Origin of the sequence: Halobium salinum, assembly GCF_026586625.1 — an archaeon.
Lineage (GTDB): Archaea > Halobacteriota > Halobacteria > Halobacteriales > Haloferacaceae > Halobium > Halobium salinum.
The window spans coordinates 402,538-414,515 of record NZ_JAODIW010000005.1; the positions used below are offsets into that span (position 1 = coordinate 402,538).

14 protein-coding genes and 1 pseudogene are annotated in these 11,978 nt (G+C 55.7%); 7 read left to right on the top strand and 8 right to left on the bottom strand.

The window, feature by feature from the left end; all coding sequences use genetic code 11:
* Positions 1–27: 27 nt before the first annotated feature.
* The gene (locus tag N5095_RS03280) at positions 28–876 is read right to left on the bottom strand and encodes a proteasome assembly chaperone family protein (RefSeq protein ID WP_267621016.1); all 849 of its coding nucleotides are present in this window, start codon (positions 874–876) and stop codon (positions 28–30) included.
* 111 nt (positions 877–987) lie between these two features.
* Between N5095_RS03280 and N5095_RS03285 the strand changes: the two genes are divergently transcribed.
* A complete protein-coding gene (locus N5095_RS03285) occupies positions 988–1,182 on the top strand; it encodes a hypothetical protein (protein ID WP_267621018.1) in 195 nt (64 codons plus the stop codon).
* A gap of 101 nt (positions 1,183–1,283) precedes the next feature.
* On the opposite strand, the pseudogene N5095_RS03290 reads toward N5095_RS03285, so the two are convergent.
* Positions 1,284–2,017, bottom strand: a pseudogene (locus N5095_RS03290) (IS6 family transposase).
* A 117-nt stretch (positions 2,018–2,134) separates the two neighbouring features.
* Here N5095_RS03290 and N5095_RS03295 point away from each other — a divergent pair.
* Entirely contained in the window at positions 2,135–2,956 is an 822-nt protein-coding gene (locus tag N5095_RS03295; RefSeq protein ID WP_267621020.1) for a helix-turn-helix transcriptional regulator, read from the top strand.
* A 72-nt stretch (positions 2,957–3,028) separates the two neighbouring features.
* On the opposite strand, the gene N5095_RS03300 is transcribed toward N5095_RS03295, so the two are convergent.
* Complete coding sequence (locus tag N5095_RS03300; RefSeq protein ID WP_267621022.1) at positions 3,029–3,349, bottom strand: nickel-binding protein; 321 nt, start codon at positions 3,347–3,349, stop codon at positions 3,029–3,031.
* Between the two features lie 496 nt (positions 3,350–3,845).
* Between N5095_RS03300 and N5095_RS03305 the strand changes: the two genes are divergently transcribed.
* Both N5095_RS03305 and N5095_RS03310 read left to right on the top strand, forming a co-directional pair.
* On the top strand, positions 3,846–4,673 hold the full coding sequence (locus N5095_RS03305; RefSeq protein WP_267621024.1) for a helix-turn-helix transcriptional regulator: 828 nt from the start codon (positions 3,846–3,848) through the stop codon (positions 4,671–4,673).
* A gap of 102 nt (positions 4,674–4,775) precedes the next feature.
* A complete protein-coding gene (locus N5095_RS03310) occupies positions 4,776–5,609 on the top strand; it encodes an alpha/beta fold hydrolase (protein WP_267621026.1) in 834 nt (277 codons plus the stop codon).
* A 331-nt stretch (positions 5,610–5,940) separates the two neighbouring features.
* Here N5095_RS03310 and N5095_RS03315 read toward each other — a convergent pair whose 3' ends face one another.
* Positions 5,941–6,909, bottom strand: a complete 969-nt coding sequence (locus N5095_RS03315; protein ID WP_267621028.1) for an ester cyclase — start codon at positions 6,907–6,909, stop codon at positions 5,941–5,943.
* A 361-nt stretch (positions 6,910–7,270) separates the two neighbouring features.
* Here N5095_RS03315 and N5095_RS03320 point away from each other — a divergent pair, with 361 nt between their 5' ends.
* A complete protein-coding gene (locus N5095_RS03320; protein WP_267621030.1) occupies positions 7,271–7,882 on the top strand; it encodes a DUF1326 domain-containing protein in 612 nt (203 codons plus the stop codon).
* A gap of 54 nt (positions 7,883–7,936) precedes the next feature.
* The gene (locus N5095_RS03325) at positions 7,937–8,728 is read left to right on the top strand and encodes a DUF2182 domain-containing protein (RefSeq protein ID WP_267621032.1); all 792 of its coding nucleotides are present in this window, start codon (positions 7,937–7,939) and stop codon (positions 8,726–8,728) included.
* 48 nt (positions 8,729–8,776) lie between these two features.
* Here the strand turns inward: N5095_RS03325 and N5095_RS03330 are convergent, their stop codons facing one another.
* Positions 8,777–9,568 carry a helix-turn-helix transcriptional regulator gene (locus tag N5095_RS03330; RefSeq protein WP_267621034.1) on the bottom strand — a complete coding sequence of 264 codons (792 nt, stop codon included), beginning with the start codon at positions 9,566–9,568 and terminating at the stop codon, positions 8,777–8,779.
* Between the two features lie 534 nt (positions 9,569–10,102).
* Between N5095_RS03330 and N5095_RS22500 the strand changes: the two genes are divergently transcribed.
* The gene (locus tag N5095_RS22500) at positions 10,103–10,357 is read left to right on the top strand and encodes a DUF7577 domain-containing protein (RefSeq protein WP_425499014.1); all 255 of its coding nucleotides are present in this window, start codon (positions 10,103–10,105) and stop codon (positions 10,355–10,357) included.
* Between the two features lie 288 nt (positions 10,358–10,645).
* Here the strand turns inward: N5095_RS22500 and N5095_RS03335 are convergent, their stop codons facing one another.
* From N5095_RS03335 to N5095_RS03345, 3 genes are all read right to left on the bottom strand, one after another.
* Positions 10,646–10,810 (bottom strand): Cif family virulence factor, encoded by a 165-nt coding sequence (locus N5095_RS03335; protein WP_267621036.1) that lies wholly within the window; start codon positions 10,808–10,810, stop codon positions 10,646–10,648.
* Positions 10,811–10,967: 157 nt separating this feature from the next.
* Positions 10,968–11,315, bottom strand: coding sequence for a hypothetical protein (locus tag N5095_RS03340; protein WP_267621038.1), 348 nt, complete (start codon positions 11,313–11,315; stop codon positions 10,968–10,970).
* A gap of 30 nt (positions 11,316–11,345) precedes the next feature.
* Positions 11,346–11,750, bottom strand: coding sequence for a nuclear transport factor 2 family protein (locus N5095_RS03345; RefSeq protein ID WP_267621040.1), 405 nt, complete (start codon positions 11,748–11,750; stop codon positions 11,346–11,348).
* Positions 11,751–11,978 lie beyond the last annotated feature (228 nt).

An 11,978-nucleotide genomic window follows, 5' to 3' on the forward strand; every position in this document is an offset into this window, starting at 1 on the left:
TTCATCGACGAGTCGCAATTCGGCGCGTCACATAAACATGCGGTCCTCCGGAAAGTCCCTGCTTGCGACCGATTCCCTCGAATCGTCGATTGTCTTTACCCGGTCGGCTAATTCCGTATAATATCGTTTCAATTCGGCTGAGAGACGCTGCAGGCTCTCTTGATCGGCAGTGAATCCGTAGAGTTCCTGAAGCGTGTCGAGGAAGAGAAGCGCTGCGTCAAGGTCGGGTCCAGGTGGGTGGCTCGGCGTAACGAGCACGCCCAACGGCGGTGTCTCGGCGTCAAGTGATCGCGTCACGAGCTCACCGACAACACCGTCAAAGAACCCGCCACCCAAGGCCGTAATCTCGTGGTCTCCGATTCGGCGGTTCCGATAGACAGAGTCCGCGACGTAGAACGGTTTGTGTTCGTCCGGGCCGTGAGGAATTGGAACGCCGTGGAGAACCGTGAGTTCTTCAACTCCGACGTCCCCGATCCAGTTGAGGACGCCGTCAGCAAACGGGTCGGCGGCCCACGCGGGCACAAATAGTTCGCTGAGAAGGACGGTGATGTTTGGGTCTGCGATATCGTAGAGCCGCATCGCGTGCCGTGGTTCACCGCCCGAGAACGGAGTGATATCGGGGAGATTCCGTGTTCTCACGTGACCGACCTGTTCAGCGTCGAATTGTCTGACCAGGTAGTCTAAAGCCGAAACACCCGCCATGCCGACATTTGCGAGTCCGACGAATAGGGGTCCGTCCACCCGATACGACTCGTCCACCACGACTTCGAAGGTCGGTTCTGGAGACATCAGGCAAATGTTACGGTCCCCATCACCAAAACTCTCGATGAACGCATTGCTGTGTACCCGCCTATTGAGCGGGATGAGAAGTTGCATGGAACCCAAACTACGAGGCTATCTGGAGGTCTAGTTGGTACCCAACAATATCAAATACACCTCCAAACACGAAGGGATACCTTTTCTATTAATCCCGATGTCATCTCTCTCATGGCAGAACTGAAACAATGGCTAGCATGGCTCAGTCCGGGTGCACTCATCCTGCTCGGTGTTGTATTGTTTTTCTTCCCGCTACCTCCAACAACGCTTGCGGGAGTAATTCTCATCGCAGTCGGGCTCGTTCTCTGGATTATTGAGTGGGCAAGCACGGACGATACGGATACCACTCAAGAGATGCCTAACTGACACCATTACGGCCACTTTGTAAGAGTAGAGTCGTTACACAAGTATCGGAGCTATGGGGGTGAGGGTCGTTTCTCCGTCCGTATCTTTCTACATAGCACTGTCTAGTTAGCCTCCTCAGCCAGCGTTCGTCCATCGAGCGCTTGATGCGGTCGTTGGAAATTATAGTAGTGAACGAATTGCGCAAGCCATTGGCGAACGCTCAGCCGACTGCCCACCCACGAATTATGGAAGCGGTCGACTCGCACTTTGAGAGTGTGAAACCACTTTTCGATATGGTTTCGGTCGGTGTAGTCGACCCGACCGCTCAATCCTAACCGAGAGAGGGCAGTCCGATACCCGAACTGATCGACCAGAAACACCGTGTCCTCGCAATCGTGTTTCTCAGCGACACCGTGAAGAAACGCAGCCGCCGGATCGGTCCCGTGTTGTTTGAACAGCTGTACGTCGAGGAATAACTTTGTGTCGAGGTCTATTGCAGCGTACAACCAAGACCACTCGCCATTGATTTTGACAGCAGTCTCGTCGACCGCGACCCGCTTCGGCTGCGCCGTCACCAGAACGCAAAGCGTTCTGGTTGGCTGCACGAGAGTGGAGCTCTCGTGAACGAAGGCGGGTCAGGAACGCTGTCGGCCAAGCCATGAACCCATTGGAAGATCGCCTGAAATGAGCGATCTACGCCGATCAAGTGCAGAATCGCCTCTGTTTCTCTGAGCGATAACCCGGCAGCATGGAGGCGGACGGCGAACGCCCTAACGGGCGTCGCCGTCCGCTCCCGCTGCCAACATTCAAGCGTAGCTGTGTCTAAACTCTCTTTGAGCAGGTTTGAGAGTAGCATAGAACACTAGCTCTTCGATCTGCTCATCCTTATCTAGACGGTCCCCAACCTTCGAATTCCCGGTTCTCAACCGGTTGAAAGTGCGATTTATTATACATAGAGCATATTGGGTACAGTATGAGGAATTCTGGATCTGCCGGTTCTGACATACTCATCGAGGCCGTCAAGCGAGCGCCGATGCTCGCTGCGCTGCGGGAAAAGCCGCTGGATCGCCGCGAGTTAGAGACGAGGCTCGACATCTCGAAATCGACCGCTCATCGATACACGAAATCACTGACCGACCGAGGTCTGCTCGAGAAATCGAACGGAGACTTCGTACTCACTGAGTTCGGGCAAGCAGTCGCCGACGTTGTTGCGGCGTACGAAAAAGAGATGGATACGACCATTCGTCTCGCTCCCGTGTTCAAATCTGTCTCCGGCACTGAACCGCCGTGTCCCATCGAGGCCTTCGCAAACGCGACTGTTACGTCTGCGGATCGGGGCGATCCGTTTGCGCCGTTGGCGCGGTTTGTCTCACTCGTTCGGGAATCTGACTCGTTGTGTATGTGCGACTCGTATGCGATCGCACCGACCTACATCGACGAGATACACGGAAGAGTACTCGACGGAATGCAGACGATAGTCGTCGAACGTCCCGACGTAGCAGAGGACATTATGGAGAATTACCCGGCAAAATGTGTCCAATTGTGCGCGAGCGAGTTTCTCGAGATGCGATTACACGAGGGGCTCCGCTTCGGACTTGTCATTCTGGACGACTGTATCGGCATCGGCGTCCGAGATTCCGACACGGGGATTCCTCGGGCCTTCGTCGATACCGAATCGAATGAGGCCCGCGAATGGGCGGAGACGATCTTCGAATCCTACTGGAACGAAGCAGTTCACTTGAAACGATTCAATCCGAAGGCGTTGAGAGAGGCCATAGAGGCCAGCGCCGAATAACGGTGAAAGATTGGTCGATCAGGTGGATGAGCTCTTATCAGTCCTTAAACCGGTGGACAGTTATCGTGGCCCTCATTGCGGGTCTCCAGATTGATACGGGCCCTCGACGGGTTGGCCACGACGCTCGATTCGCGTTACCGGAAGCCCTGCACAGTCGGCGTGGTCACGCAACGCGTCTTCGCTTTCGGCCTTGAAGTGACAGAGGGTGCCAGTGACCTCGTCGTCCTCGTTGGTCATGATCTCTGACTCGACCCATTCGATGTCAGTGCCTGCATCACGCACCGTATCTAGCGCCGCGATCGACCGCTCGCTGGCACGTTCTCGTTCGGCGTGAGTCACAGGTTGGTCCAGCAGTCGCAGGATGAGGTAGTCCTCCAGCTTTTGATTGGTCATAGGCCTTCCCCTCGTCGCTGTGGCTGTGGTTCAACGATGCGTTCTGCCGTCGGGATGTCTCCGTGAGACATAAACAACCGTACGCAGGATTGAGATATGTAGCTATTCTCCGGGATTTCCCCGGAGAGAGGAACGATCCCACCCCTCGAAACGATTTGATCGGAGGTTATCACATGATTCCACTTTCTGCCGATAAATCTGAAGTACCTGTGTCATACGAACATGCGGGGTCCCGTGAACGGTGCAGTTCCGTCGTTCGACCGGTAGGTCCCATACTTACAGGACAACTGATCCGCGTTTCGTATTCGGATTACGCCTGGCCTTTATCCAGACTTCATACTCTATGTTCGACAGAAACTCAACATTTTAACGTCGATCCGCTGATACCAGCCTACTGAAGGGAGTGTACGAATTCCCCCACGAATAATGTTCAATTCAACTTCATTCGATGGTAGCCCACGATAGCAGTTATATCGCAGACGTGAGTACCAGTAGCATGGGCTCGCCGACCGAAGAAATCGAGTTCATCGCCAGTTCAAGATACCGGGCTGGCGTACTCGGCATACTTGCAGAGGGAAGCTGTGGGAGGGCCGACCTCCAGTCGATGACTGGTGCTCACGCTTCAACCATCGGGCGCGTACTCAACGACTTCGCGGAGCGCGGGTGGATCGAACGGGGCGGGCAAACCTTCAAACTCACACCGCTCGGCGAGTTCGTGGCCGACCGCTTCACGGACCTCCAAGAGGCGATGGAAATCGAAGCGAGGCTCCGTGATGTTTGGCAGTGGCTCCCGAGAGAGATTGAAGGGTTCTCAGTGGACATGTTTGCAGACGCCGTCATCGCTTTTCCTGGTCCAGGCTACCCGTACGAACCGTTAGAACGGGTCGTCCAACTGGTTGAGGAGAGCGACGCGATGTTGGGCTTCGGGGCGACGGTGTACAAGTCGGTCGCCAACGAGGCGTTCTGTCGGGCTGCCCTGGACGGCATGGAGATCGAGTACGTCTATTCGCCGGAAGTCCTGGCAGCCACGGTCTCTTGGAACCCAGAACTGTTCGCGCAAGCGGCCGCCCGGGACCACTGCACTGTTCTAGTCCACGACGACCTTCCCGACCGGACGCGATGTGGGATCGACATCTTCGACGACCGAGTCGCTATCTGCTGTCACGACGTTGAGACAAGAGCGCTGCGTGCCTGGATCGATACCGACGCGCCTGAAGCCCGAAAATGGGCTTGGCCCATCTTCGAGCGATACCGCCGGGAGGCACGGCCGGTCGACGAGGCAGCGCTGGAGACGCCGGTCCCAGATCAGTTCACGACTCCGTAGGTGGACTTGCTAGCCGACGCGTTTGCACACCGTGCAATATTTCATAGATTAGTTACATCATCTCGCCTCTCGTTTCTCCACCTGTAGGCAGGTGAACGAATCATGGACGAACGAACACCACACGTCACGAAGAACGAAATGAAAACAGTCGCGTCAGCAGATGGAACACCGATAGCCGTCGAGCGGACGGGAAGCGGGCCACCGCTAGTGCTCGTCCACGGCAGCGTCTGTGACCACCGGTTTTGGGACCTCTCGGATATCCGTTCCGCCTTCACCGAGCAGTACACGACCTACGCGATGGACTGTCGGGGCGTCGGCGAGAGTGGCGACGCCGTCAAGTACGACCTGGAACGTGAGTTTGAGGATGTGGCTGCAGTCGTCGATTCGATTGACGGCCCAGTGACGCTTCTCGGACACTCCTCCGGGGCACTCTTGTCACTGGAAGCGGCCCTGCGAACCGACAACCTACACGGACTCATCCTATACGAACCCCCGATTCCGGTCGGCGACCACGAACTCTACTCCGAAGAGACACTGGACGAGATGAAGCGGCTATTGGACGCCGGCGAGAACGAGCAGGTGCTCGTTCTGTTCCTGCGAGAGATAGCACAGTCTACGCCCGAGGAGATCGACGCGCAACGCTCGGCACCGGACTGGCAGGATCTCGTGGACGCGGCCCACGTCTGGCCTCGCAGCGTGCAAGCGGTCGGTGAGTACGAGTTCGATGCGGCCCGATTCGCAAACATGGCGACACCAACGTTGCTGTTGTCCGGCAGTGAGAGTCCCCCGTTCTTGAGAGACGCCACGGAAGTCGTCGACAATGCACTCCCGAACAGCTGGCTTGTCACATTTGAGGGGCACGCACACGAGGCGATGCTCACGGCGCCAGACCGCTTCGTCGACGAAGTCCTCACGTTCATCAGTGAAGCGGACTAAGGAAGTCATTCCTTTCGCTCTGGAAGATATCCGGTGTGATGCATTCATTCTCTATGTTCAGCACGGCCACCAAGGCTGTATCGTGCTTCTGTCAGGAGTCGCTCGTTAGATACGGGGCACTATCCTAAGAGCTGAGTCTTGTCGGACCCGGTCGGAACAGACGGCATCTCTTCCAGCGTTGGTCGAACTGACTCGGCCTCAGAACTTAGATCGTAGATATATCAAAGAGCGGCACGAAACTTACCGTTCTGGAAGTTTCGCTACGCTACATGCAGGGCACGAACTCAGCACTCCGAATCTTGGGAAGATATGCCAAGCTGAGAGATTGAGATCAGTCGTTGTTAAGGAATCGATCGTCAATTGCGCCAAGTTGCTGGAGGAGTCCGACCACATCAGGTTGGACCCAGCGTTCGGCGATCTTGCCGTTTTCCATCCGATGGAAAATCATGTTCTGGAATTCGACTTGGTTTCCCGTCGGTGGAATCCCCATCATCTCACCCTGGTGGGTTCCTCGAATCGTCAGGTGCATCGCAACGTGGTCCCCCTCTGCGACAAGATGTTCATTTGTCACATCGAAGTCAGGGAATGCTTCGTGGATCGGGGATTCGTACTTTTTGAGCGCGTCCGGTCCCTGGGGTTCGCCAAGCGGCACATGAGAGACGACATCGTCGGTACAGAGCCCGTCGATTAGGTCGAAATCTCCCGAAGAAACGACTTTGGGATATTTTTGAACAATCCGTTTATGCTCTTCCCGATGGGTTTCTGCTTCGTGTGGGTATGGGTAGTGAGACTTCAGTCCGATAGCTCGAGCGATAGATGCAAGAACCGGCACCAAAACGCGCTGGACGGGTCGTGGAGGCCGTGCAGGAACGATTACATCCGGGTATGCTTGTAGCAATAGAATCATCTGGAAGCGGCGAGTTACGCCCGACAAACCACCTACTGCGTGAGAAGCAGCAAATCGATCGGTCAGCGCTTCCCGCCATCGTTCTGGAGGAGTTACTTCACGCCTGAAGTGAACCGGCTTCGACTCGGTGTACGAGACGTGTGGTGTTTCGGGGGGGACAACGAATGTTTCGTCAGCTTCAACCTGGTGCTCGGTTCCATCGGTTTCTACCACGAGGTATCCCTTGCGGACTTTAAACCGTTCCTCACTAGTTGGGTGGTAGTGCGCTGGCGGTGGTTCGATGTTCGGTGGTCTGAATTCGTTCCAGACGAGTTTCTCGGTGCTGGAGGTAGATTCATCGAACTTGATTCGTTCACCGGTTACGGGATTGCGAATCCTCGCTGGAAGATGCATACCACAGTGTAAAATGCGGGCCATGTTAACTATGCACACTTAGTAGGGGCTACAGGATCCTCACCCCATCTCCTGTACGATTTTCCAGATGTTTCTATTGAGTCACGGTTGCAGAGAATGGATACGATGTGCGATTACTCTTCAGTATCGCTCGCTGTGACTCCGAGCGTACGTTACGTGTTCAGCTTTAATCTAGACGCAGTAATCACTAGGAAGGATAGGATGGTGAACCACGGTAGCATCTGTCCCAGTTGATGAAGTGGTGGCCCATACTGGCCGTATATTATTCGTATAGATATGGCAAATAATATTCCGATATAGCTATCGTGTTCCATGCCATCATTGCACACGGTGTACCAGTATGGCAACCGAATGGCGGATCACGGGGGACTACGTCGAAGCCTGTAACTGCGAGGTCGCGTGTCAGTGTGTTTGGCTCGAACCCCCGGACGACGATGTCTGTACAGTCTCACTCGTCTGGGACATCACAGACGGGCAATACGGTGAAACGGACCTGAGCGGGTGCAGGGTAGCGATGCTCGCCCATACCGAAGAGGGCGTCATGTTCGCTCCCGAAACAGGGTGGTACGTCGCGCTCCTCATTGACGACGAGGCTGATGACGATCAGCGGGCCGCGCTCGAAGACATATACCTCGGTCGGGCCGGTGGAGTCTGGGCCGCCGTTGCCGACGCTCATTTCGAAACCACCGAGGTCACGACGGCCCCAATCACCTTTTCCAAAGAGGACGATGAAATCTCCTCCACAGTCGGTGACGTGGTTGCCATGGATGTGGTCGGGAAAACCGGCTTCAACGAGGAACTCGGCACCGTTTCACCACACCCACTTGCGCAAGGGCTGGAACCCAAGACTGGGAAGTCCACGACTGCGACGGTGTCATACGACGACGAATTCGCATGGGATGTCTCGGGGAACAACTCGTACTTCTCCGAGTTCGATTTGGCGAACGCCTGACCATGCGGTCACACCCGTTTCTGGGTCGGGCCACGAGAACCGGGCGGTGATACGATGAGTACCTGGAATTCAGTCCGAGGATTCGTCGACTTTCGACGCATCCCTGTCGTTGCTCTCGTCACCTATGGAATCGCCTTGCTCGCGTGGGTGGCGATTATCAGACGTTGGCTCCCGATGCCGGGGATGATACCGGGACTTCAGATGTCCGATCCCGGCGCGCCGGAGGCAATGGCACTCTCGAACGGACTCCCCGGAGTCGGCCTTTATCTGATCATGTGGGGCGTGATGATGATCGCGATGATGTACCCATCGTCGGTGTCGTTGTTCCGACTCTACTACAAAACCCTCGACGAGACGACAAAATCGGGGAAAGCAGCGCGTGTGAGTGCGTTCATGGGGACGTACGCAATCGTCTGGGCGATTACGGGGATCGTTCCGCTGGTCGTGAACGCCGTGGTGCCGATTGCTGCTGTCGCCAACCAGAACAGCACGTTCCTGTTCGGTGGAACGCTGTTACTGTTGTCGGTCTACCAGCTCTCCCCGTACAAAAACCGGTGTCTGAAATATTGTCGCACACCGCTCGGATTCCTCATGGAGTACCACCAGCCGGGGGTTCGTGGAGCGGCGGAGATGAGCTTCCGGTTCAGCATTTTCTGCGTCGGATGCTGTTGGGCTCTGTTCGCCGTCATGGTCGTTGTCGGGTCGATGAACATCCTATGGATGGCTGTAATTACAGTAGTGCTGTCGTTAGAACGGGTCGTTGAGTGGGGAGACCGTCTGGCGAGAACGGTCGGCGTCGTCGCTGGTGTCGTCGGTGTCGTCCTCGTCATTGTGGCTGTAGTCTGATCGGTTCCCCCTCCTGCTGATTCTATCGTGACCAAGTTATCTCCACGGTTACGTTTCGATCTCCGTGGGAGTTACTGGGTTCGCTCGTTCACGACAGGACTCGAAGAGGTCGACTGCCCACTCGTGGACGGTTTCGTTCTCTGTGAGCAAACCCCCTTTAACCACCCCCTCTTCATCAGTAAGATTGATGCCCACTTTCCCGTCGACAATCCCGACCGACATCGGAACGCCATCGTAAACAGAAAAGTGCACGTTCTCCTCATCAAGCATCTCATGAAAGTGCTGAGCGGACGCCGGATGGTCCAACGCTATGTCTACGACTCTGGGCGTCAGTACCATCTCCAGGCGTGTGTTCCCGTGAACCGTCATCTCCCAGTGGTTTTCGATCAACACGGGAGCGGCCATGGTCGCGACACCACGAACGTGTTCGCCAGAGCGATGGAATTCGACGACCCGTCGGATGAAGGCAGTCCCATCAGCCCCGTCGAGGATGATAATCTCAGCGTCACGGAGACACCGAACGTCGAACGTCCGCATATCGGACGGCATCCACTGTAGTGGGTCCCGAAGACGACGCTCGGCTTTCACTTCTTCCAGTAAGCGTTCGAATTCGTTGTAGACCCAGTCGCCCAGTGGCGTCACCGTGTACTCCTGCCCCACCCCTTCAATCCAGCCACGCTCCTCCAGCTCCCGGAGAATACGCGTAATCGTCACCCGTGACGCATCGGTTCGATCGCGCATCTCGTCCCGATGTTGTGGTGCCTCGACGAGGGCTTCAAAGACCGCCACGCGATTCTCTGAATTCGCGAGAAACGCGATGTCGTCGAGTGCGGTACCCATACGTGTTCGTTATCATGCGAGTACTATGAAACAGGGGGGGACCATCAGCGTGCGGTTATAGTCACGGGCAGCGACGGCATCGCTTCCGCATACACATCGGCCCGGTGTGGATGCCGCTTCCGGCCGTCGTGGATTCCTGAAGCGCACAGATGATGCGGACTCCGATTCTGGGCATCACACCGTGTACAACGAACACGCTGTGATAGCAGTAACCTCAATAAAACCATGCGGCTATGAGCGAACCTTCCTCTGGGGATAGCCGATGGCGAAGACACAGACAAGCGTGATAGCATGAGAAAAGCATCGGAAACGGGGCACGAGTGTTCAACGCGCTTGAGTGACTCCGAACTTGGCCCCTATTGCAAACGGGGTTCATAAACTCAAGGAGGGTGGATGATAATGGCTATTCCAGGAATTATTCTCTCGGGACTTTCCATCGTAGCCCTTTCACTTGTCTTAGTTGTTCTGGGGCGCTATATCGGACTTGTTCCGAAATCGAAGCCGCCCAAACGCACCTATCTCTTTGAGGACGAAATGGGTGAACGGCGGAGCCCCTTTAATGGGCGCAACCAAGATGTATCCTCTCTGACCGCCCAGGAGAGCACTCTGACCGATAGGTACGTCCTGTCGAGTTCAAGTGACCACACGGAGTCTACTGGCGACAGTCACTCAAACGCACACCCGGACACCCCACCTCCTACTGATGGGATTATCTGTCCCAACTGTGGCTTCCACAATCTGTCTGCGTATTCGTTCTGCTCACAGTGTACGGCACGACTCGCACACTAAAGCGAGAGACGACACTTGAACTGGCGATGGAACTCGGTATCTGACTGCATTTAGCTAGCTTATCACTTATCCATTTCTGGCGACAAAAGTCAATCTGCAGTCCGCCGAGGGGGTCGAAGCCGAAATCATGTCCCCGCCGCCGACGGCAACCCATGAGCACCATGTGTGCGCGTCGACTCCGAGGTACATTGGAACGCCTCCATTGGGACTGGATGTGAACAAGGTATCCTCCGATACCCGTGAGCGTTTGATCGAGATACCCTCTACATTTTGTACGCTGTCAGAGAATTATTCGGACATATCGAAGACTTTCTGCCAGAACGCGGCGATGCCGTCCCGATCGGAGACGACGTCCGCACTGGGAGGCAGGAGCTGACCGCCCTTCGTGTAGAGACTTCCCATGCCGTCGGCATCGTGTCGGTTGAAGTTCAATTCGACCGATCGGATGTCCATCGGCGGTGAGTCCCACAAGGATCGAGGCGACCGGTTCATCGGTGTATAGCGGGCAGACGAAGGTGTGTAACGCCCTTTTTCAGGTCTCGGAAGTCCTTCAGAGTGTTCGGAATATCGATAACGATCTGGGGTCGTCATCAAGTATCTCGTTTAACTCCTATTCAGCCAGACGGGCTGTCTTTCGAACTCTGCTTCGTCTCCGGTCAAACTGCTGTGGTGGGCCGCTAGCCGGAAGGCACGCTTGACAATTGAGCCGCCCGATGGTTCCTTTGTTCGGGGCCATATACCAGACGGTGACTTCAATCAATTGACCTGCGGCATTGAATTCCTGAGTCGCCCCGAGAAAGTCGATATCGATTCCCTCCTGCTGCATCTCTGCAACGGTTGCGGTGACGAGCGAGATGGCCTCGTTGTATTCTCCTCGAAGGTAGCCGTTGAACATGTAGGTGACTTCGAATGGTATATTTCCATCATTTTCCCGGGTCGCGCTGTGCTGGCTTGCCATCGCGTTTCTCTGTAAGTGTAGAATTATCTACTATTTTTGACGTGATTGAGCGTAGTGAAGGTCTCCTACGTAATGCTGGAACCGGGTGATCTTCCCGTTACGGAGCTCCCAAACATCTACGATGGGTGCCTCGAAGTGCTCGCCCGTCTCCGCGTGGGTGCCACGGTGGGTTACGAGCGCAATGACGGTATCGTCGTTGACGACGAACCGATCAGGGTCGACGGCGAACTCGTCCCATTCCTCGCCCAGCGAACTGAACACGTTCTCGACGATGGCGTCGGGGCCGTGGTACGTGCCCCCGAATGGACCGCCGTCGGGTTCGATCCATTCAATGTCGTCATCGAACGCGGCGACAACCCGGTCAAGATCACCCTGGCCAACGGCCTCGTACACGTTTCGGACCACGTCGAGATCGGATGTTTGATCAGTGGCCATTATCCGTGAGAATGGAGGATCGCTCGGTGAATTACTACTCGGGCTGAACAACGTTCACGGTGATTTCAGCGTTCACGGCGTGCGAGTTCTTCATTGGACACGTCTATGTTCAGTACCTCACAAAGCATCCTCAGCTAGCTGTTTCTGAAGCCTGAGTTCTGGGCCGGAGCGGTTCACTGACTGTCTCGAGGAGAGAATCTTCGGCGAACCGACGGGAGCTGTCGCGGG